Source organism: Afipia massiliensis, from assembly GCF_001006325.2.
In the GTDB taxonomy this organism is placed as follows: Bacteria; Pseudomonadota; Alphaproteobacteria; order Rhizobiales; family Xanthobacteraceae; genus Afipia; species Afipia massiliensis_A.
Window position 1 is genome coordinate 1419249 of the sequence record NZ_LBIA02000001.1, and the last position, 19674, is coordinate 1438922.

A 19674-nucleotide genomic window follows, 5' to 3' on the forward strand; every position below is an offset into this window, starting at 1 on the left:
AAGCGCTTTCACGCCCCGATCCGGCGGCTTTCGCCGCCTTCATCCTGTCCGCGTCCAGCCACTCAAGGCAGAGCCACGTAGTTGGCCCGGACGCTGACCCCAGCCTCCCGGACGACGTGTGTGCGAGACACGTGCGCAGGCGCCGCATCCTGCTCCGCTTCAAAAGCGCCCTCGAGAAGCGCCCCTCATGAACAGGACGTGTCGAACATAAGAGAGGTCCGGAGCGCGGGGATTGGTATGCCCATCACGAAATGTTTCGAAGGCTGTTCCAAACCTCTCCGGGTCGTCCCCGCGAAAGCGGGGACCCATACTCCCAGAGTCATCGACTTGAGAAAGATGCTGGAGCAATCGTCTGGCCATCACCACGACGTTCGGTGGTTATGGGTCCCCGCTTTCGCGGGGACGACGTTGGCAAAGCACTACAACTACGCCGGCAGCGTTCCGTTCTCGGTCAGCACATGTCCCGCCAGATACAGCGACCCGGTGATGAGAATGCGCGGCGGCACCTCATAGGCAAGCTTCGCGACCGATCGCAGCGCCGCCTCGACGCTCGAAGCCGTCTCGACCCGCATGCCGAGCTGCCGCGCGGCATCGGCCAGCACCTCGGGCGCCATCGTATTGTCCTGATCGGGAATTTTCACCGCGATGATATGCCGTGTCAGTCCGGCGAAATTCGCGAGAAATCCGCCGGCATCCTTGTTGCCCATCATGCCCACGATCACGACCAGCGGGCGCGACACCCGCTCCTCGAGATCGCCGAGCGCTGCCGCGATCACGCGGCCGCCGTCGGGATTGTGCCCGCCGTCGAGCCACACCTCGGCGTCCTTCGGCGCGGCATCGACCAGCGCGCCCGACGTCAGCCGCTGCATCCGTGCCGGCCATTCGGCGCGCGCGATGCCTTGCTCGAACGCGGACGGCTCGATCTTCAGGGAATCGATGGCGCGCAGCGTGGCAATCGCGAGCCCGGCATTGTCGAACTGATGCCGCCCGAACAGCCGCGGCGCGGACAGATCCAGCAGGCCGCGCTCGTCCGAATAAACCAGCCGCCCATGCTCGACATTGACATGCCAGCCTTCGGTCGCCGCATGCAGCGGCGCGCGGGCGCGCTTGGCGGTCTGCTCGATCACCGCAATCGCCTCGCCCGGCTGCTCGGCGCAGATCACCGGCACGCCCTTCTTGATGATGCCGGCCTTTTCAGTCGCGATCTTGGTCAGCGTGTCGCCGAGGAATTCGATGTGGTCCATGCCGATCGGCGTGATGACGCTGGCCAGCGGCGCATCGATCACGTTGGTGGCATCGAGCCGCCCGCCGAGGCCGACCTCCAGCACCACCACATCCGCCGGATGTTCGGCGAACAGATGAAACGCCGCGGCGGTTTCGATCTCGAAGATCGTGATCGTCTCGCCGCCATTGACGCGCTCGCAGTGATCGAGCGCCGCGCGCAACTGGTCGTCGGTGACCAGCACACCGCCGCCCACTCGGCCCAGACGAAAGCGCTCGTTGAAGCGCACCAGATGCGGCGATGTATAGACATGCACGCGCAGGCCGGCCGCTTCGAGAATGGCGCGCAGGAACGCCACCGTCGATCCCTTGCCGTTGGTGCCGGCGACATGGATGACGGGCGGAATGCGCCGCTCGGGATGATCGAGACGGTCGAGAATCCGCCACATCCGGTCGAGCGTGAGATCGATGCGCTTGGGATGCAGCGATGCGAGGCGCGCAAGAATGTCGTCGTAGGACGGCGACGAGTTCTTGGACGGATCTTTGGCCGCAGGCGAGGTCACGCCGGGGACGCGACCGCGGGCACGTCAGGCGGCAACGGCGCAGCGGTGGTGAAGCTCTCGGCGGCCGGCGCCTTGGTCAGCAGGCGGCAGAGACGCCCCAATGTCGCACGCAGGTCGTGGCGATGCACCACCATGTCCACCATGCCGTGTTCCTTGAGGTACTCAGCGCGCTGGAAACCTTCGGGGAGCTTTTCGCGGATGGTCTGCTCGATCACGCGCGCACCGGCAAAGCCGATCAGCGCGCCCGGTTCGGCGATCTGCACGTCGCCCAGCATGGCGTAGGAGGCGGTGACGCCGCCCGTGGTCGGATTGGTCAGCACCACAATGTAAGGCTGGCCAATCTCGCGCAGCATCTGGATCGCCACGGTGGTGCGCGGCATTTGCATCAGCGAGAGGATGCCTTCCTGCATCCGCGCGCCGCCCGAGGCCGCGAAAATGATGAAGGGCGATTTCTTCTCGACGGCAAGTTCAAGACCCTTCACGACCGCCTCACCGGCCGCCATGCCGAGCGAACCACCCATGAAATCGAAATCCTGCACGGCGACCACGACGGCGTTGCCTTCCAGCTTGCCGTAGCCGACCTTCACCGCGTCGTTCATGCCGGTCTTGGTGCGCGCATCCTTGATGCGATCGGCATACTTGCGCTCGTCGCGAAACTTCAGCGGATCCGGCGTCACTTCGGGAAGCGCGACATCGAACCACGTCTCGTTGTCGAAAATCGACTTCAGCCGCGCCACCGCACCCATGCGCATGTGATAGTTCGAGCCGGGAATGACGAACTGGTTCTGTTCGACATCCTTGTAGAATACGAGCTGCCCGGAATCCGGACACTTGATCCAGAGATTCTCCGGCGTTTCGCGCTTGAGGATGCTGCGAATCTTCGGCCGGACAACATTGGTCAACCAGTTCATCGTTGGACTCCATGCACATCGCTCAGTCGGCGCGATGGTCAAACCCTCTCCCCTTGTGGGAGAGGGTGGCAAGCACCGCGCGTAGCAAGGTGCGAGCCGGGTGAGGGGTTTTAACCGAGATGAGTGGCCGGAACGACCCCTCACCCGCCTCCAGCGTGGCAGTTCAGAAGTTCTCTCATACCTGCTGCGAATGCAGAAGAGAACTTCTGAACTAAAGCCACGCTGATATTTAGTCAGCCAGCGTCCCTTTGAATTCGAAGTTCGCTCAGAATTAGCCTCAATCTCAGGCGAACTTCGAATTCGGGACGCTGCATAAATGCGGTTCGGCACCCTCTCCCACAAGGGGAGAGGGGAAGAAAGAGCTATTCCGCCGCCTGTTTTGCGCCGCGCACGCCCTGCGCCAGCGCTGCTGCGAGATCGGCGACCGCAGGAACCGTTTTCGCCGTGGCGCGGCCCTCCGAATCAAGCGTCGCGCGCAAGGCATCGATCAATGCCGAGCCGACCACCGCACCATTCGCCGCCTGCGCGATTTCCGCAGCAGCCTCCGGTGTCCGGATGCCGAAGCCGACGCAGACCGGCAACCGGGTGTGGCGCTTGATGCGTGCGACCGCTGACGACACCTGCGCGGTATCGGCGCTGGCGGAGCCGGTGATGCCGGTGATCGAGACGTAATAGACAAAGCCCGAGGTGTTCGCGAGCACGGCGGGCAACCGCTTGTCGTCCGTGGTCGGCGTGGCGAGACGAATGAAATTCAGTCCCGCCTTCATCGCCGGAATACAAAGCTCGGTATCTTCCTCCGGCGGAAGATCGACGATGATGAGGCCGTCGACGCCGGCGGATTTCGCGTCGGCGAGAAATTTATCGACGCCGTAAATGTAGATCGGATTGTAGTAACCCATCAGCACGATCGGCGTCGTGGCGTCGTCCTTGCGGAAATCACGCACCACACCGAGCGTCTTTTTCAGCGTGGTGCCAGCCTTCAGTGCGCGCAGGCCCGCGGCCTGAATCGCGGGACCGTCGGCCATCGGATCGGTGAATGGCATACCGAGTTCGATGATGTCAGCGCCGGCCTTCGGCAGCGCCTTGATGATTTCCAGCGAGGTCGCCAGATCCGGGTCGCCGCACATCAAGAAGGTGACGAACGCGGCGCGGCCTTCCTTCTTCAGTTCGGCGAAACGTGTGTCGATGCGCGTGGTCATGATACGATACGAGCCGTGCTGTACCTCTCCCCGCCGGGGAGAGGTCGGCCACGAAGTGGCCGGGTGAGGGGGATGGAGAAGTTCAAAGCAAGAGCACGAAGCCTTCGCGCCTCGCAAACAAGCGCGGAAGGTAAATTATGGCAGGCATTGCGAGATCGACGACTGGCCCGCTGGAAATTTCGCCGCCAGCATCCCATCGAGCGATACATCGTGGATTTTGTAACGCTCGACGGAAAGCTCATCGTCGAAGTTGACGGCGTGACCCACGGTGAACCGTCGGAAGTCCTGGCCGACCAAGAGCGCACGCAGGTCCTGAATACTTGCGGCTTCCACGTCGTACGCGTGTCGAACCAGGACATATACGACAACGTAAATGGCGTGCTGGATATGATTGAACTTACATTGAACAATGATTGAGCACCCCTCACCCGGCTGCTGCGCAGCCGACCTCTCCCCGCCGGGGAGAGGTGAAGGGAAGGCATTCCGCCCATAGCGAACGGCGTGGTCACTTCTTTTTACCTTTGAGAATGTCGCCGACCTGCGGCACGTCCTTGTCGCCGCGACCGGACAGGTTGACCACCATCAGGTGATCCTTCGGCCGCTTCGGCGCGAGCTCCATCACTTTCGCAATGGCATGCGCAGGCTCCAGCGCGGGAATGATCCCTTCAAGCCGCGACAGCATCTGGAAAGCAGCGAGCGCTTCCTCGTCAGTGGCCGACAGATAGGTGACGCGGCCGGTTTCGTGCAGCCATGAATGCTCGGGGCCGATGCCGGGATAGTCGAGGCCTGCGGAGATCGAGTGACCTTCCTGAATCTGGCCGTCGTCATCCATCAGCAAGTAAGTGCGATTGCCGTGCAGCACGCCGGGACGGCCCCCCGCGATCGACGCCGCATGAAGATTGGTGAGGCCATGCCCCGCCGCCTCGACGCCGAAAATCTCGATGCCGGGGTCATCAAGGAACGGATGAAACAGCCCCATCGCATTGGAGCCGCCGCCGATGCAGGCGACCAGCGAATCCGGCAGGCGGCCCTCGGCCTCCTGCATCTGCGCGCGAGTCTCGGTGCCGATGATCGACTGAAAATCGCGCACCATCATCGGATAGGGATGCGGACCAGCCACCGTGCCGATGCAATAAAACGTGTCGGCGACATTGGTTACCCAGTCGCGCATCGCTTCGTTCATCGCATCCTTCAGCGTGCGCGCACCGACCTGCACCGGCACGACCTTCGCGCCCAGCATTTCCATGCGGATCACGTTCGGCTGCTGCCGCTCGACGTCGACCGCGCCCATGTAGACGATGCATTCGAGCCCGAAGCGCGCGCACAGCGTGGCGGTTGCGACGCCGTGCTGACCCGCGCCGGTTTCCGCGATGATGCGCTTCTTGCCCATGCGCCGCGCGACCATGATCTGGCCGAGCACGTTGTTGACCTTGTGCGAGCCGGTGTGATTCAGCTCTTCGCGCTTGAAGTAGATCTTCGCGCCGCCGAGATGTTCCGTCAGGCGTTCTGCGAAATACAACGGCGACGGCCGGCCGACGTAATCCTTCAGGTAGCCGTTCATTTCCTTCTGAAACGACGGATCGGCCTTGGCATCCGCATAGGCTTTTTCCAGATCGAGGATCAGCGGCATCAGCGTTTCGGCGACGTAGCGTCCGCCGAAAATACCGAAGTGCCCGCGCTCATCAGGGCCGGTACGGAAGGAGTTGGGGAGAGGCAAGTTCATACGCTGCTCGCAATCTTCGAAGAGGCCGTCGCACCCGCCGCTTCGCGCGCGGCGCGAATGAAGGTGCGGATCATCTCGGGATCTTTCACGCCCGGCGCGCTTTCCACGCCGGACGACACATCGACACCGCCGGCACGGGTCACGCGGATGGCCTCGGCGATGTTGCCGGCATTGAGACCGCCGCCGACCATGAACGGGATCGTCAGCTTGATGTTTTCAAGCAAGTGCCAGTCGAACGGCACACCCAGACCGCCAGGACGGGTGGCGTCCTTCGGCGCGCGCGCATCGAACAGGATGCGGTCGGCCACCGCCGCGTAGCCGGGAAGGCCGGCCAGATCGGCGGCTGTCGCCACCGACAGCACCTTCATCACCGGCAATCCGAATTTCTGCTTGATGTCGCGCACCCGCGCGACACTTTCCGAGCCATGAAGCTGCAGCAATCCCGGCTGCACGGCGTCGATGCAGTTCTCAAGCGTGGCGTCGTCGGCATCGACCGTCAACACCACCTTGATGGCGCGACCTTTCACCAGCCCGCCAAGTTCGCGGGCGGTGCCGAGCGTGACGTGGCGGGGCGAGGCCTCGAAAAACACGAAGCCCACCATGTCGGCACCAGCATCCAGCGCGACCTCAAGGGTCTCGCGCGTGGACAGGCCGCAAATTTTTACCGCAAGTGCCATGGTCTCAGGGCTGGTTCCGCCACAGGCCGGAGTTCGAAGCGTCAGGCCGCAGGCTTTGGGGTGATCGGCGGGTTCTACAACGCCGCGCCGTGCTTGTCTCGCCCGACGGCCAGATATTGCGGGGCCAGACCGGGGCTCAGCGCCGGAACCTGCCCCTCGCGGGCCGCCGCAGCCAGCGCCCGCTCCCGCTGGGCCGCCAGTTCGGCGCGGGCATGACGCGCATCCGCCTCATGCAGCCGGGCCGCGCGGCGCCAGTGGCGCTGGCCGAACCAGGTCGCGACACCTCCGGCGATGACCCCGAACATGGCGACGACGATGATGACAACGAACAGCGGCAGCGAGACGCCGAGCGCCGGGTCGCTGGAGTTGAACGGATCGAACGACAGCGTGACGATGTGGCGGTTCGCAACCGCGAACACAACGAACAGGATCGCAAGCGGCAGGATCACCAGGACGTTGAAAATTTTCCGGAGCATGGCGTCCTCGCGACAGATTCTCACTCAAGGCAGCGCGACGAAATGTGAGCGACCGCTCTTTGGAATCGTTACAGCCCGCCGGATCAGGTCGCCGCGGCTGGGTCCCCCGCCTCGTCGCGGTTGAGCCGCTCGCGCATTTCCTTGCCGGTCTTGAAGAACGGCACGCTCTTCTGCTCGACAGGAACATGCGCGCCAGTGCGCGGATTGCGGCCTGCGCGCGCAGGACGGTGCTTTACCGAAAAAGCCCCGAAACCACGCAGTTCTACGCGATCGCCACGTGCGAGCGCTGCAACGATTTCGTCGAGAATTGCGTTCACGATGTTCTCGACATCCCGCTGATAGAGGTGCGGGTTATGCTCGGCGATGCGCTGAACGAGTTCGGATTTGATCATTGAGTACTGGGCCCGTGACGTGCGGTTAGACATTTCCTTGAAAAAGCCTTGAACTGTCAAGTCGCTAATTCAAAGTGTGACAAGGCTAAATCGCGTGACAAACGCCGGAATTCGTTGTTGGTCCCGCCACCGCAATGCGGTGAAGAACGACTGAAACCGGATTCATCACGGTCAATTCGCCGGAGATGGATGCCACAGCGCAAGCATGCCATCGAGACCGAAGCGGTCGACGGCCTGACTGACGCCGGACTGCTCGAACTGCCGCGAAAGCGCCCCCAGCCCCATCGCATCGAGAGCGACGGATGCGGTCGCCCGCAGGAAAGTCATGTCGCCGAAGCGCGGAGAGAGCTTGAAATCCTTCACCGGCACGCCCGCGCCAACTTTCTTTTGCGCGACCAGCCACGCCACGGCGGTTTTCTCGTCGCCAAGCTGATCGACCAGCTTGAGACCCACCGCCTGACGGCCGGTGAACACGCGGCCATCCGCCACGGTCTGTAACGTTGCGTCATCCATGCCGCGGCGATCCTTCACAAGACCGCGAAACCAAGCGTAGGAATCCTTCACCAGCGCATCGAGCGCGGCGCGCGCCTCGGGGCTGGTGGGCTCGTAACCGTTCGGCGCCGCCTTGAGCGGCGACGACTTCACTTCCTCGACCTTGACGCCGACGGTCTTGAGCAGGTCCGTCACATTCGGAATCTGGAACAGGACGCCGATCGAACCGACCAGCGAGGTTTGCTGGGCGATGATCTGGTCCGATGCCAGTGCGGCGATATATCCGCCCGACGCGGCGAGACCTTCCACCACCACGACCAGCGGCTTCTTCGCCTTGAGGCGGGTCAGCGCGTCAAAGAGCTGTTCTGAACCGGCCGTCGTGCCGCCGGGTGAGTTGATGTGGACGATGACCGCCACCGCGGATGAATTCTCCAGCCGCTCCAGCGCTTCGACGCGTGTCTGATCGCTGCGGATCAAGCCGTCGATCTTCACCCGCGCGATCGCATTCGATCCGGTGACTGCGGTGCGCGCCGACGGCGACATGAATGCCGCAATCGCAACCACCGCGGCAATGACGCCCAGTGCCGCCACCACCCGCCAGAACGTCAGCTTGCGGCGAATACGGCGGCGATCAACGATCACATCGGAATCGAGCGACATGGATTTTCTCCTCAAGCATCAGATACTTTGCAACGACCATGAAGATCGTTGCTCTGAAAAGTTATCCCGCGCTTTTGCGGGTGCAGCCTTGATGCATGGTAAACTCAATACATCAATTGCAACGCAATTTGAAGATAACAAGGCGGCTGCATTTGCGCCCAATACTTACGCAATCAGACGCGCGCCGTCGTGACCCGAGATCCTGAGCGCATGCACAGCGCCTTGCACACCATCCGCCACCGCGACGGGGATAAAATGCTCTGTCCGTCCCTGAGTGGCGCTTTCGATCAGGACGTCGCGCGTCATTCCGACTTCCGATGCAAGTCGCCGTCGCAACGCGGCCTCGCCGTTTGCGCGCAGCCGCCGCGCGCGATCCTTGATCACGCGGCCATCGACCTGCGGCATCCGCGCCGCCGGCGTGCCGGGACGCGGTGAATAAGGAAATACATGGAGGAATGTCAGATCGCATTCGTCCACGAGGTCCTGCGAGCGCGCGAACATCTCTTCGGTTTCGGTCGGGAAACCCGCAATGATGTCGGCGCCGAATGCAATGTCCGGGCGCAACCGGCGGACCTGCCGGCAGAAATCGATGGCGTCGGCGCGTGAATGTCGCCGCTTCATGCGCTTGAGGATGAGATCGTCGCCGGCCTGCAGCGACAGATGCAGATGCGGCATCAGCCGCTCGTCCGTCGCGATGGTATCGAGCAGATCGCGGTCCGCCTCGATGGAATCGATCGATGAAATGCGCAGCCGCTTCAGGTCCGGGACATGCTTGAGGATCTGCTTCGTCAGCGTCCCGAGTCTAGGCGCACCCGGCAAATCCGCGCCGTAACTGGTCAGATCCACACCGGTCAGCACGATCTCGGCGTGACCCGCTTCGGCCAGCGCCCGCACTTGATCGACCACGGCGCCCATCGCAACGGAGCGCGAATTGCCGCGGCCATAGGGGATAATGCAGAACGTACAGCGGTGATCGCAGCCGTTCTGCACCTGCACGAAAACACGCGGCAGACCGCGCTGGAACCCGGCGGCGAGATGCGGCGCCATCTCGGTGACCGCCATGATGTCGGAGACGGCGATCTTGTCCCCCGGCACCTCGAACGCGGCGCGGGTGTCGCGCCACGCGGCGCTGCGCATCTTGTCGTCGTTGCCCAGCACGCGGTCGACCTCAACCATCTGCGCGAACATCTGCGTCTGGGTTTGCGCCGCGCAGCCGGTCACGACGATGCGCGCATCGGGCCGATCGCGCCGGAGTTTTCGGATGGTCTGGCGCGCTTGGGCGACCGCCTCGTTGGTGACCGCGCAGGTGTTGACGACGATGGCGTCCTGAAGGCCCGCGCTTTCCGCTTCGCGCCGGATCACCTCCGACTCGAAGGTATTCAAACGGCAGCCGAAGGTGACGACATCGACGGTCATCTCAGGCGACGCTGGTAGCGAACAGCGCCGGATCGAAACGCCCTGCGAACTCGAACGCTGCCGGACCAGTCATCAGGACGTGATCGTCCTGCGCGCGCCATTCGATGGTGAGTTCCCCACCAGGAAGCGTCATGTGAACGGTGCGCCCGGTGCGCTTCAGGCGAGCCGCGGCCACCGCGGTCGCGCAGGCAGCCGAACCGCAGGCCTTGGTCAAACCGGCGCCACGCTCCCATGTGCGCATGACGATGTGCTCGCGGTCCACGACATGGGCGAGCGTGATGTTGGCGCGATCCGGGAAAATCGGATGATTTTCGAGCAGCGGCCCAAAGCGTTCGAGATCGTAGGCTTCGATGTCATCGACCCAGAAGATCGCGTGCGGGTTGCCCATGCTGACGACCGACGGCGAATGCAGGATCGGCGCGTCGATCGGCCCAATCTGTAATTCGATGTAGCGCGTGTCGCGAAATTCCTCCGCCAGCGGAATGTCCTGCCAGCCGAACTTCGGCATGCCCATGTCGACCGTATAAAGACCGGGAGACGGTCCCGCCCAGCAGTTCAGAAGACCCGCGCGGGTCTCGAACGTCAGTGCATTCGCGCCGGTTTCCTCGAACACCTGCCGCGCGACGCAGCGCATGCCGTTGCCGCAGGCCGCGGCTTCCGAGCCGTCATTATTGTAAATCCGGATGAAGGCGCTGGTGCCCTGAACGCGCGGCGGATGCAGCACCATCAACTGGTCATAGGGCACGCCTGCGGGCGACGCGACCGCGCGGGCCTCATCGGGGGTGACAGTCGCGGCAGAATCGCGCAGGTCGACAACAACGATCTCGTTGCCGATGCCGTTCATCTTGGCGAAGCTATGGTTGGCGAGCGTGCTCATGATCCCAGCCTATATGGCGAATGCCGAACGACTTGGCCAGAGTAGACGCCTGCCTCGCGATTGCCCAGTTTCGAACGCATGCCAGTTCCGAGCGGTTCGTGATAACCTGTGTCCGCTTCGCCGCCGGACAAATTTATCCCCCGCTGACGCCTCGGAGACCATCGAATGAGTAATACCCGTGTTGCCATCCTGGTCGCCTTGGCGCTGGTCGTCGCGGCTGCGGTCTGGACCAAAATGCCCATCGGGTCGAATCCGGGATCGGTGACGGGGCCGGTCCAGTCGCCGCCGTCCAGTCCGACCGCCGCGGCCCAACCGGCGGCTCCAACGCCAGCACCTGCCCCCTCCGCCCCGCCAACGGCAACCGCTGACGCGCCTCCTGCCGCACCGGCAACACCCACACCGTCAGTTTCAACGGCGGCTCCGTCAGCGCCCGCCGCCCAAGCTCCGGCAGCCGCGCAAACCCCTGCGACCCCACCGGCCAATCAATCAACTCCTGCGGCCGAGGCGCCGCCGTCCGCGCCCGCGGTGCCGAGTGTGCAAACCTCCGATTCATTCGGCGAGCAACAGACTCTGACCGCGCGAAAAGTCGTGATCCTGAAAGGCAGCGCGACCTGGGACAACGCTTTCGAGACGCTGGTGGGGTCGCTGAAAACGCTGTCGGGGTTTCTCGACAAGCAGGGCATCAAGCCCGCAGGCTCATCCCTGATCGTCTACACCTCGACCGACGATTCGGGCTTCACCTATCAGGCCGAAATTCCGGTCGACCAGGACCCGAAAAATCTCGCCCGGGGCATGAGCATCGGCACGTCGCCCGAAGGCCCGACGCTGAAATTCGTCCATCGCGGCTCCTACGACAACATGGACAATACCTATGAAGCGATCACCAACCACCTCGATGAAAAGAAACAGGAGGCCAAGGATACGTTCATCGAGGAATACGTCACCGATCCGCTGACGACGACCGAAGACAAGCTCGTCATCAACGTGTTCGTTCCGCTCAAGTAGAGTTGCCGCTCAAGCACTGCCTCTCAATTGGAATCTGGAGTTTCATAAATGCGCGCCCGTACCGTCATCGCCGCGATAGCTCTTGCCGCCATGGCTTCGTCTGCGTCTGGACAAACATTGCCGCCAACGGTTTCGGTCACCGGCGAAGCCTCGATCTCGGTGCCGCCGGATCTGGCGCAGATCGACAGCGGCGTCACCACCGAGGCAAAGACCGCGCGCGAGGCCTCCGAGGCCAACAACAAGGCAATGGGCGGCGTCCTGCAGGCGCTGAAGAACGCAGGCCTTGCCGAGAAGGACATTCAGACCTCGCGCCTGTCGCTGTCGCCGCAAAGCGCGCCGAGCCGCAACGCCAACGCGCCGTTCCTGATTGTCGGTTACCGCGCGAGTAACCGCGTCACCGTCACCATTCGCGACATCACCAAGGTCGCCGACACCATCGATGTGCTGGTCGGCGCCGGCGCCAACGAGATCAGCGGCATCGGCTTCATGGTGTCGAAAGCCTCGAAGCTATTGGACGACGCACGTTCCGAGGCCATCGCGGATGCACGGCGCAAGGCGGAGATCTACGCCAAGGCTGCGAACATCTCGATCGGCGCGCCGATCAGCATCTCGGAAGAAACCACGCCGGGTCCGATACCTTATCGCAAGATGGCCACGCGGATGGATGCAGCCGCCGCGCCGGTGGCGCAGGGCGAGGAAACCCTGCGCGTGAGCGTGAGCGTGTCCTACGAGATCAAGCAGAAAGCGCAGTAGTGCTTTTGCATTGATTCGAGGTGCATCTCGAATTGCGATCGTCATGCCCGGGCATAGCCGTTCGAAGAACGGCGTTCTAAAGAACGCCTATGTCCCGGGCATCCACGTCTTCGGACTCCGCATAAGCAAGACGTGGATGGCCGGGACAAGCCCGGCCATGACGAGTTAGTGGAGTCGAACTAAATCTCGAACACCTGACCCGGCTTCAGCGCGACGAACTTGTCGCGCTGAACGCCCGCTGCATCGAGCGCCGTCGCCAGATCGTTGACCGGCGCGTCGATGGCCTCGTCGGTCAACTGAAACGTGCCGTGATGATGCGCCAACGCCATCTCGGCTCCGCAGTCGGCCAGCGCCTTCACGGCATCCTCGGGGTTCATGTGCATTTCGCGCATGAACCAGCGCGGCTCGTAGGCGCCGATCGGCAGGATCGCCGCGCGCAGCGGGCCGTGCGTTTCGCGGACACGCCGGAAATGCGCGCCGGTACCATAGCCGGAATCGGCGACGAGGTAGAGTTTTCCGGCCGGCGTCTCCAGCACGAAGCTCGCCCACAGCGCCTTGTTGCGATCGAACAGCCCGCGCGCGGTCCAGTGACGCGTCGCCACCAGCGTGACGGCCATGCCGTTACCGATCTCGACCCGCGCATTCCAGTCAAACGCTTCCGCGCGGATCGCCGCGTCGTTCGACGCCATCGTCACGTCGTTGCCGAGCGGTGTGATCACGCGCGGCGAAAACTTTGCGGCAAGCTTCGACAAAGTTCGTGCGTCGAGATGGTCGTAGTGTCCATGCGATACCAGCACCACATCGATCGGCGGCAGCTTGTCGAAGGCGATACCGGGATCGTTGACGCGCTTCGGCCCGGCAAAGCTCACCGGCGACGCGCGCTCCGACCACACCGGATCGACCAGAATGTTGAGGCCCGCGGTCTGGATCAGCCAGCTTGCGTGGCCGACATAGGAAAACCGCACCTTCTCTCCGGTGACCTGCGGCGGCGGCGTATCGGCATAGGGCGACGGCGCGCGCTCGGGCCATCTGGCGGCCTGTTTGGTGATCTGCCAGCGCAGCACCTCCCAGAGCTTCTTCGGCGGCGATCCATCGGGGTCGAAAAAATAGGTTCCGTCGAAGTGATCGGACAGCGGACCGGCGTAGGTTTTCATGCGGGAGATCCAGACAGACGGCAGCCCGACGGCGACCGCGGCGCCGGCAAGCAGACCAAAAACACGGCGGCGGGTGACGTTCATGGGGTCCAAAAGGCCCGAAACGGCCCATCGTGGCAACAGTTAGGTTCCCGGACGGTACATCGCAACCTGCCCCAGAATCAGCCTTTTTCGGTCCTTTCTTGACTTTTCGGGCTGTGGAGGCTTTAACCCCGGCACTTCTCGAAAAGACGTTCTTTTCGACCCGCCGCCCGGCACTGGATGCCGGAGGCCAACGCCCGACAGCGCTGTGCGCCCTCGGGCGTAAAAGTGTTTGGAATTTCACGTCCCCACCGGGACATGAGCAACGGGATACAGCGCGGCCATGTTCGACAATCTGTCGGAAAAGCTTGGAGGCATTCTCGATCGGCTGACGCGGCGCGGTGCGCTGTCGGAAGCCGATGTCGATGCCGCCATGCGCGAGGTGCGCCGCGCCCTGCTAGAGGCCGACGTCGCGCTCGACGTGGTGCGCTCGTTCATCGACAGGGTCCGCGAGCAGGCGATCGGCGCCACCGTGGTCAAGTCGGTGACGCCGGGCCAGATGGTCGTCAAGATCGTCCACGACGAACTGGTCGCAACGCTGGGCTCCGACGGCCAGCAAATCGACCTCAATGCGCCGGCCCCGGTCGCGATCATGATGGTCGGTCTGCAGGGCTCCGGCAAAACCACCACCACCGCGAAGCTCGCGCGCCGGCTGACCCAGCGCGACAAGAAAAAAGTTCTGATGGCGTCGCTCGACGTCTATCGCCCGGCCGCGCAGGAGCAGCTCGCCGTGCTCGGCCGCGACCTCTCCATCGAAACACTGCCCGTCGTTGCGGGACAGAAGCCTGTGCAGATCGCGCAGCGCGCGCTGCAGGCCGGCAAGCTCGGCGGCTACGACATCGTGCTGCTCGATACCGCAGGCCGCACCACCCTCGACGAAGAGATGATGAGCGAAGCCGCGGAGGTGAAAACCGCCGCGAAGCCGCATGAAGTGCTGCTGGTCGCGGACTCGCTGACCGGTCAGGACGCGGTCAATCTGGCGCGCGCCTTCGATCAGCGCGTCGGCCTCACCGGCATTGTGCTGACGCGCGTGGACGGTGACGGACGCGGCGGCGCGGCCCTGTCGATGCGCGCCGTCACCGGCAAGCCGATCAAGCTGATCGGCACCGGCGAAAAGACCGATGCGCTGGAAGATTTCCATCCCTCGCGGATCGCGGGCCGCATCCTCGGCATGGGCGACGTCGTCTCCCTCGTCGAGAAGGCGGCGGCGCATATCGACGCCGAGAAGGCCGCGCGCGTCGCCGAGAAAATGCGCAAGGGCAAGTTCGACCTTGCTGACCTGCGCGATCAGCTTGCGCAGATGCAGACCATGGGCGGCCTCGGCGGGCTGATGGGCATGATGCCCGGCATCGCCAAGATGAAAAATCAGATCGCGGCCGCGAATCTCGACGACAAGGTCGTGAAGCGTCAGATGGCGGTGATCGATTCCATGACGCGCGATGAGCGCAAGAATCCTGACATCCTCAAGGCCAGCCGCAAAAAGCGCATCGCCGCCGGCGCGGGCCTCAAGGTCGAGGAAGTCAACAAGCTGCTCAAGATGCACCGGAACATGGCCGACATGATGAAGGCCATGGGTCAGGGCAAGCGCGGCCCGCTGGCGGGCATGGCGCAGGCGATGGGCTTTGGCGGAGGCGGCATGCCGTCGGCCGACGCAATGAAAGAATTGGCGGCGAAGATGCCCGGCGGAATTCCGCAAGGCGCGCCGACGCTGCCGAAGGATTTTCCGGGCCTTCCAGGTCTTGGAAAACCGACACTGCCGGGCCTCGGCGGATTTCCGGGGATCGGCAAGAAGAAATAGCCGAAACAGTTTTCACGAAATTCAAACACACCAACGGAGAAGAGCATGTCAGTCGTTATCCGCCTCGCGCGCGCGGGCACCAAGAAGCGTCCGGTCTATCACGTCGTCGTCGCCGACTCGCGCTTTCCGCGCGATGGCCGCTTCATCGAGCGTCTCGGTTACTTCAACCCGCTGCTGCCGAAGGACAACGAGCTGCGCCTCAAGCTCGATATGGAGAAGGTCAAGGCCTGGCTCGCCAAGGGCGCGCAGCCGTCGGACCGCGTGATGCGCTTCCTCGATGCCGCCGGCGTTGCCAAGCGCACCGTGCGCAACAATCCGGAGAAGGCCGTTCCGCGCAAGGAGCGCAAGGCTGCCGCCGAAGCCGCCGCCAAGGCATAACGCCGCTAAATGAAAAGAGCGGCGCCGATCTGTGTTGCAAGAATCGGCGCCGCGCACGGTGTGCGCGGCGAAGTGAGGCTGTGGCCGTTCACCGAAGACCCGATGGCGGTGATCGATTACGGCCCGCTCTCGACCAAGGATGGCACGCGCCAGTTCGAAGTGGTGCGCGCCCGTATCGCCAAGGATCATCTGGTTGCCGTGCTCAAGGGCATCGCGACCCGCGAAGACGCCGAACGCATCAACGGCCTTGAGCTTTACATCGATCGCGGCAAACTTCCCGAAACGGACGAAGGCGAATACTACCACACCGACCTGATCGGACTGCGCGCGCTCGATCCGGCGGGCACCGAGATCGGCAAGGTGTTCGCCATCCATAATTTCGGCGCGGGCGACATCATCGAAATCGCGCCGCCGCTAGGCTCGACATTGCTGCTGCCGTTTACCGACGCGGTGGTGCCGACGGTCGATCTCGCCGACGGCCATGTGGTGATCGTGATGCCGCAAGAAATCGAAGGCGATTCTCCGCGCGACGCGGATATCTGAACGGGATACCCGAACCATGTGGCGCGCCACCGTGCTCACGCTGTTTCCGGAGATGTTTCCTGGCCCGCTCGGCATCAGCCTCGCGGGCAAGGCTCTGGCATCGAACCTGTGGGCGCTTGATGCGCGCGACATCCGCGACGCCGCCACCGACAAACATCGCAGCGTGGACGACACCCCGGCCGGCGGCGGACCCGGCATGGTGCTGCGCGCCGACGTGCTGGCAGCGGCCATCGACGCCGCCGACATTGCTCCGGACCGCCCGCGCCTCCTGATGAGCCCGCGCGGCGCTCCGCTGACCCAGAAAAAGGTGACGGAACTCGCGGCCGGCCCCGGACCGCTGATCGTCTGCGGGCGATTCGAAGGGATCGATCAGCGGGTCATCGAGGCCCGTGGGCTCGAGGAAGTGTCCATCGGGGACTATGTCCTCTCCGGGGGTGAAATCGCAGCGCTGGCCCTCCTGGACGCCTGCGTCCGGCTTCTGCCGGGCGTTATGGGCAAGCTAAGTTCCGGAACCGACGAGAGTTTCTCGGATGGACTACTGGAATACCCCCAGTATACCCGCCCGCAGGAGTTCGAGGGCCGGACCATCCCGGACGTGCTGGTGTCGGGCGACCATGCCCGAATCGCAGCCTGGCGGCAGGCGGAGGCCGAAGCCCTGACCAAAGCCCGACGGCCGGACCTCTGGACGACCAAAATCGCCCAGAACGTCGCTCCAAGGTCACGAAAAGACACGACCAAAGGGTGACAACGGGGCGGCTATGGCGTATACGACCGGCCAATCCGTGCACGTGCTGGATACGAATTTCCGCGCAGCCCCTTCCGGGCGCGCCGCTGATGGAGTTTTGTGATGAACATCATTCAAGAGCTCGACAAAGAGCAGCTGGAAAAGCTTTCCGCCGGAAAGACGATTCCCGATTTCGGTCCGGGCGACACCGTCATCGTCAACGTCAAGGTTGTCGAAGGCGAGCGTTCGCGCGTGCAGGCCTATGAAGGCGTTTGCATCGGCCGCAACGGCGGCGGCATCCACGAGAGCTTCACCGTCCGCAAGATTTCCTACGGCGAAGGCGTGGAGCGCGTGTTCCCGATCTACTCGCCGATGATCGACTCGATCAAGCTCGTGCGTCGCGGCAAGGTGCGTCGCGCCAAGCTGTATTACCTGCGCGGTCTGCGCGGCAAGTCGGCGCGCATCGTCGAAAAGCAGGACAACCGCGAAAAAGAAGCGCTCAAGGTCGCTTCGGGCAAGTAATCGCGCAGCGCTTGATGAATTACGTAAAAAGCGCGGCTCATGGCCGCGCTTTTTTGTTGTCTGAATCGGGTTCGGCCGCGCCTATTTCTGCTTCAGCGGCCCGTTCATGATCCAGCGATGACCGAACGGGTCGCGCACGATTGCAGTCCGCGTGCCCCAGAACGAATAGGTCGGCGTCACTTCGCCTTTCGCCCCCAATTTGGTCGCGCGGGTGAACACCTCGTCCACCTGTTCGCCTGTTTCGAATTCGAGGCTGATCGACATCGTGACCGGTTCCCCCGGCAGCGGCGTGCGCGCGGTGCCGAATTCAGGAAACGCGTCGGACAGAAACAGCGCGCCGCCGTTGATCTCGAGTTCGCAGTGCAGGATGCGCATGCCGTCCATCGCCGGCATCAGCGCCTTCTGTTTGGCGTCGAAAGCGGCGGTGTAGAAGGCAATCGCGCCGGCGGCTGGCGAAACGGTGAGATACGGTGCAACCGGCGGGCGTGGAGACATTGTGCCATCCTGCGTAAGCTATTATCTCGTCAGGATACTTTCCCCTTGAAAGTTAAGCGAGTAAAAAGGCCGCCTGTGCTACCGGCGGCCTAAAGGCCCCCTAAACACCCATCCGGGCAGTTAAATCGGACGACGAAAATGGCCAAAGCGACGACTCTCTACGACAAGATCTGGAACGACCATCTGGTTGATGAGCAGCCCGACGGCACCTGCCTGCTCTACATCGACCGCCATCTTGTTCACGAGGTCACCTCGCCACAGGCGTTCGAGGGATTGCGCAACACCGGCCGCAAGGTTCGCGCGCCGCAGAAGACGCTCGCCGTCGTGGACCACAACGTCCCGACCACCGATCGCTCCAAGCCCAATCCCGATCCGGAAAGCGCCGAGCAGATCGCCACGCTCGCCGAGAACGCGCGTGAATTCGGCGTCGAATATTTCAACGAGCACGACAAGCGTCAGGGCATCGTGCACGTGATTGGTCCGGAGCAGGGCTTCACGCTGCCCGGCAGCACGATCGTCTGCGGCGACAGCCACACCTCAACGCATGGCGCATTCGGCGCACTGGCGCACGGCATCGGTACGTCGGAGGTCGAGCACGTGCTCGCCACCCAGACGCTGATCCAGAAGAAGGCCAAGAACATGCGCGCGACCGTCGACGGCACGTTGCCCGACGGCGTCACCGCGAAGGACATCATTCTCGCGATCATCGGCGAGATCGGCACCGCCGGCGGCACCGGCTATGTGCTCGAATACGCCGGCGACGCGATCCGCGCGCTGTCGATGGAAGGCCGCATGACGGTCTGCAACATGTCGATCGAAGGCGGCGCACGCGCGGGCCTCATCGCGCCCGACGAGAAGGCCTATGAATTCCTGAAGGGCCGCCCGATGGCGCCGACGGGTGCCGCATGGGACGCCGCGATGCGTTACTGGCAGACGCTGCGCACCGACGACGGGGCGCATTTCGACGCCGAGATCCGGCTGGACGCCGCGAAGCTGCCGCCGATCGTGACCTGGGGCACATCGCCCGAGGACGTCGTGTCGATCTCGGGCTTCGTGCCGGACCCCGAGAAGATCGCGGATGAAGCCAAGCGGCTCTCGAAGCAGCGTGCGCTCGACTACATGGGCCTCAAGGCCGGCACGAAGATCACCGACATCAAGCTCGACCGCGTTTTCATCGGCTCCTGCACCAACGGGCGCATCGAGGATTTGCGCGCCGCCGCCAAAGTCGTCGCCGGTCACACCGTCAACGGCAACCTCAATGCGATGATCGTGCCGGGCTCGGGCCTCGTGAAGGAGCAGGCCGAAGCCGAAGGGCTCGACAAGATCTTCATCAAGGCCGGCTTCGAATGGCGCGAGCCGGGCTGCTCGATGTGCCTTGCGATGAATCCCGACAAGCTGTCGCCGGAAGAACGCTGCGCCTCGACCTCGAACCGCAACTTCGAAGGCCGTCAGGGCTTCAAGGGCCGCACCCATCTGGTGTCGCCCGCCATGGCGGCCGCGGCTGCCATCGCCGGGCATTTCGTCGACATCCGCGAGTGGCACGCGACCTGAGCCAGCCGCAGCGATCAAGATCGATCAAACAAAAACAGGCGTCCTTTCGGGCGCCTGTTTCTT

At 63.5% G+C, this 19674-nt stretch carries 22 protein-coding genes; 10 read left to right on the forward strand and 12 right to left on the reverse strand.

The window, feature by feature from the left end:
• Positions 1–425: 425 nt before the first annotated feature.
• The 3 genes from YH63_RS06655 to trpA form a co-directional block, all read right to left on the reverse strand.
• On the reverse strand, positions 426–1670 hold the full coding sequence (locus YH63_RS06655) for a bifunctional folylpolyglutamate synthase/dihydrofolate synthase (RefSeq protein ID WP_349642977.1): 1245 nt from the start codon (positions 1668–1670) through the stop codon (positions 426–428).
• A 110-nt stretch (positions 1671–1780) separates the two neighbouring features.
• The gene (accD, locus tag YH63_RS06660) at positions 1781–2695 is read right to left on the reverse strand and encodes an acetyl-CoA carboxylase, carboxyltransferase subunit beta (RefSeq protein ID WP_046828279.1); all 915 of its coding nucleotides are present in this window, start codon (positions 2693–2695) and stop codon (positions 1781–1783) included.
• 362 nt (positions 2696–3057) lie between these two features.
• Complete coding sequence (gene trpA / locus YH63_RS06665; protein ID WP_046828278.1) at positions 3058–3894, reverse strand: tryptophan synthase subunit alpha; 837 nt, start codon at positions 3892–3894, stop codon at positions 3058–3060.
• A 72-nt stretch (positions 3895–3966) separates the two neighbouring features.
• Between trpA and YH63_RS06670 the strand changes: the two genes are divergently transcribed.
• Positions 3967–4311, forward strand: a complete 345-nt coding sequence (locus YH63_RS06670; protein WP_046828277.1) for an endonuclease domain-containing protein — start codon at positions 3967–3969, stop codon at positions 4309–4311.
• A gap of 88 nt (positions 4312–4399) precedes the next feature.
• On the opposite strand, the gene trpB is transcribed toward YH63_RS06670, so the two are convergent.
• From trpB to sppA, 5 genes are all read right to left on the reverse strand, one after another.
• Positions 4400–5617, reverse strand: a complete 1218-nt coding sequence (gene trpB, locus YH63_RS06675) for a tryptophan synthase subunit beta (RefSeq protein ID WP_046828276.1) — start codon at positions 5615–5617, stop codon at positions 4400–4402.
• Positions 5614–6294 (reverse strand): phosphoribosylanthranilate isomerase, encoded by a 681-nt coding sequence (locus YH63_RS06680; protein WP_046828275.1) that lies wholly within the window; start codon positions 6292–6294, stop codon positions 5614–5616. Before YH63_RS06680 ends, trpB begins: the two co-directional genes overlap by 4 nt.
• 74 nt (positions 6295–6368) lie before the next feature.
• The gene (locus tag YH63_RS06685; RefSeq protein ID WP_137325138.1) at positions 6369–6770 is read right to left on the reverse strand and encodes a lipopolysaccharide assembly protein LapA domain-containing protein; all 402 of its coding nucleotides are present in this window, start codon (positions 6768–6770) and stop codon (positions 6369–6371) included.
• 83 nt (positions 6771–6853) lie between these two features.
• A complete protein-coding gene (locus tag YH63_RS06690; RefSeq protein WP_046828273.1) occupies positions 6854–7162 on the reverse strand; it encodes an integration host factor subunit beta in 309 nt (102 codons plus the stop codon).
• Between the two features lie 171 nt (positions 7163–7333).
• Positions 7334–8314: a signal peptide peptidase SppA gene (gene sppA, locus YH63_RS06695; RefSeq protein ID WP_046828272.1), complete on the reverse strand. Its 981-nt coding sequence runs from the start codon at positions 8312–8314 to the stop codon at positions 7334–7336.
• Here sppA and YH63_RS06700 point away from each other — a divergent pair.
• Entirely contained in the window at positions 8313–8507 is a 195-nt protein-coding gene (locus YH63_RS06700; RefSeq protein WP_137325139.1) for a hypothetical protein, read from the forward strand. The genes sppA and YH63_RS06700 overlap by 2 nt on opposite strands.
• Here the strand turns inward: YH63_RS06700 and mtaB are convergent.
• The gene (gene mtaB, locus YH63_RS06705) at positions 8480–9730 is read right to left on the reverse strand and encodes a tRNA (N(6)-L-threonylcarbamoyladenosine(37)-C(2))-methylthiotransferase MtaB (RefSeq protein WP_046828271.1); all 1251 of its coding nucleotides are present in this window, start codon (positions 9728–9730) and stop codon (positions 8480–8482) included. The genes YH63_RS06700 and mtaB overlap by 28 nt on opposite strands.
• Before the next feature lies 1 nt (position 9731).
• Entirely contained in the window at positions 9732–10607 is an 876-nt protein-coding gene (gene dapF, locus YH63_RS06710) for a diaminopimelate epimerase (RefSeq protein WP_046828270.1), read from the reverse strand.
• Positions 10608–10772: 165 nt separating this feature from the next.
• Here dapF and YH63_RS06715 point away from each other — a divergent pair, with 165 nt between their 5' ends.
• Positions 10773–11612 (forward strand): GyrI-like domain-containing protein, encoded by an 840-nt coding sequence (locus YH63_RS06715; RefSeq protein ID WP_083992619.1) that lies wholly within the window; start codon positions 10773–10775, stop codon positions 11610–11612.
• 48 nt (positions 11613–11660) lie between these two features.
• Positions 11661–12365 (forward strand): SIMPL domain-containing protein, encoded by a 705-nt coding sequence (locus YH63_RS06720; RefSeq protein ID WP_046828269.1) that lies wholly within the window; start codon positions 11661–11663, stop codon positions 12363–12365.
• 179 nt (positions 12366–12544) lie between these two features.
• Here the strand turns inward: YH63_RS06720 and YH63_RS06725 are convergent, their stop codons facing one another.
• Complete coding sequence (locus tag YH63_RS06725; protein WP_046828268.1) at positions 12545–13603, reverse strand: MBL fold metallo-hydrolase; 1059 nt, start codon at positions 13601–13603, stop codon at positions 12545–12547.
• Between the two features lie 280 nt (positions 13604–13883).
• On the opposite strand from YH63_RS06725, the gene ffh reads away from it, so the two are divergent.
• From ffh to rplS, 5 genes are all read left to right on the forward strand, one after another.
• Positions 13884–15398, forward strand: a complete 1515-nt coding sequence (gene ffh / locus YH63_RS06730; RefSeq protein WP_046828267.1) for a signal recognition particle protein — start codon at positions 13884–13886, stop codon at positions 15396–15398.
• 45 nt (positions 15399–15443) lie between these two features.
• A complete protein-coding gene (gene rpsP / locus YH63_RS06735) occupies positions 15444–15776 on the forward strand; it encodes a 30S ribosomal protein S16 (RefSeq protein WP_046828266.1) in 333 nt (110 codons plus the stop codon).
• Positions 15777–15785: 9 nt separating this feature from the next.
• Entirely contained in the window at positions 15786–16319 is a 534-nt protein-coding gene (rimM, locus tag YH63_RS06740) for a ribosome maturation factor RimM (protein WP_046828265.1), read from the forward strand.
• A 16-nt stretch (positions 16320–16335) separates the two neighbouring features.
• Positions 16336–17064, forward strand: coding sequence for a tRNA (guanosine(37)-N1)-methyltransferase TrmD (gene trmD, locus YH63_RS06745; protein ID WP_046828264.1), 729 nt, complete (start codon positions 16336–16338; stop codon positions 17062–17064).
• Between the two features lie 102 nt (positions 17065–17166).
• A complete protein-coding gene (rplS, locus tag YH63_RS06750; RefSeq protein ID WP_046828263.1) occupies positions 17167–17565 on the forward strand; it encodes a 50S ribosomal protein L19 in 399 nt (132 codons plus the stop codon).
• Positions 17566–17646: 81 nt separating this feature from the next.
• Here the strand turns inward: rplS and YH63_RS06755 are convergent, their stop codons facing one another.
• Positions 17647–18060, reverse strand: coding sequence for a VOC family protein (locus YH63_RS06755; protein WP_046828262.1), 414 nt, complete (start codon positions 18058–18060; stop codon positions 17647–17649).
• Between the two features lie 138 nt (positions 18061–18198).
• Here YH63_RS06755 and leuC point away from each other — a divergent pair, with 138 nt between their 5' ends.
• Positions 18199–19611 carry a 3-isopropylmalate dehydratase large subunit gene (leuC, locus tag YH63_RS06760; protein WP_046828261.1) on the forward strand — a complete coding sequence of 471 codons (1413 nt, stop codon included), beginning with the start codon at positions 18199–18201 and terminating at the stop codon, positions 19609–19611.
• Positions 19612–19674: the final 63 nt, after the last annotated feature.

What these genes read in the sequence shown, in the direction of transcription:
- rimM (WP_046828265.1), top strand. Translation starts at nt 15,786, where the DNA reads ATGAAAAGAGCGGCGCCGATCTGTGTTGCAAGAATCGGCGCCGCGCAC.
- YH63_RS06690 (WP_046828273.1), bottom strand. Translation starts at nt 7,162, where the DNA reads ATGATCAAATCCGAACTCGTTCAGCGCATCGCCGAGCATAACCCGCAC.
- accD (WP_046828279.1), bottom strand. Translation starts at nt 2,695, where the DNA reads ATGAACTGGTTGACCAATGTTGTCCGGCCGAAGATTCGCAGCATCCTC.
- dapF (WP_046828270.1), bottom strand. Translation starts at nt 10,607, where the DNA reads ATGAGCACGCTCGCCAACCATAGCTTCGCCAAGATGAACGGCATCGGC.
- ffh (WP_046828267.1), top strand. Translation starts at nt 13,884, where the DNA reads ATGTTCGACAATCTGTCGGAAAAGCTTGGAGGCATTCTCGATCGGCTG.
- YH63_RS06725 (WP_046828268.1), bottom strand. Translation starts at nt 13,603, where the DNA reads ATGAACGTCACCCGCCGCCGTGTTTTTGGTCTGCTTGCCGGCGCCGCG.
- trpA (WP_046828278.1), bottom strand. Translation starts at nt 3,894, where the DNA reads ATGACCACGCGCATCGACACACGTTTCGCCGAACTGAAGAAGGAAGGC.
- YH63_RS06685 (WP_137325138.1), bottom strand. Translation starts at nt 6,770, where the DNA reads ATGCTCCGGAAAATTTTCAACGTCCTGGTGATCCTGCCGCTTGCGATC.
- mtaB (WP_046828271.1), bottom strand. Translation starts at nt 9,730, where the DNA reads ATGACCGTCGATGTCGTCACCTTCGGCTGCCGTTTGAATACCTTCGAG.
- rplS (WP_046828263.1), top strand. Translation starts at nt 17,167, where the DNA reads ATGAACATCATTCAAGAGCTCGACAAAGAGCAGCTGGAAAAGCTTTCC.
- YH63_RS06720 (WP_046828269.1), top strand. Translation starts at nt 11,661, where the DNA reads ATGCGCGCCCGTACCGTCATCGCCGCGATAGCTCTTGCCGCCATGGCT.
- rpsP (WP_046828266.1), top strand. Translation starts at nt 15,444, where the DNA reads ATGTCAGTCGTTATCCGCCTCGCGCGCGCGGGCACCAAGAAGCGTCCG.
- trpB (WP_046828276.1), bottom strand. Translation starts at nt 5,617, where the DNA reads ATGAACTTGCCTCTCCCCAACTCCTTCCGTACCGGCCCTGATGAGCGC.
- sppA (WP_046828272.1), bottom strand. Translation starts at nt 8,314, where the DNA reads ATGTCGCTCGATTCCGATGTGATCGTTGATCGCCGCCGTATTCGCCGC.
- YH63_RS06670 (WP_046828277.1), top strand. Translation starts at nt 3,967, where the DNA reads ATGGAGAAGTTCAAAGCAAGAGCACGAAGCCTTCGCGCCTCGCAAACA.
- leuC (WP_046828261.1), top strand. Translation starts at nt 18,199, where the DNA reads ATGGCCAAAGCGACGACTCTCTACGACAAGATCTGGAACGACCATCTG.
- YH63_RS06755 (WP_046828262.1), bottom strand. Translation starts at nt 18,060, where the DNA reads ATGTCTCCACGCCCGCCGGTTGCACCGTATCTCACCGTTTCGCCAGCC.
- YH63_RS06700 (WP_137325139.1), top strand. Translation starts at nt 8,313, where the DNA reads ATGGATTTTCTCCTCAAGCATCAGATACTTTGCAACGACCATGAAGAT.
- YH63_RS06655 (WP_349642977.1), bottom strand. Translation starts at nt 1,670, where the DNA reads ATGTGGCGGATTCTCGACCGTCTCGATCATCCCGAGCGGCGCATTCCG.
- YH63_RS06715 (WP_083992619.1), top strand. Translation starts at nt 10,773, where the DNA reads ATGAGTAATACCCGTGTTGCCATCCTGGTCGCCTTGGCGCTGGTCGTC.
- YH63_RS06680 (WP_046828275.1), bottom strand. Translation starts at nt 6,294, where the DNA reads ATGGCACTTGCGGTAAAAATTTGCGGCCTGTCCACGCGCGAGACCCTT.
- trmD (WP_046828264.1), top strand. Translation starts at nt 16,336, where the DNA reads ATGTGGCGCGCCACCGTGCTCACGCTGTTTCCGGAGATGTTTCCTGGC.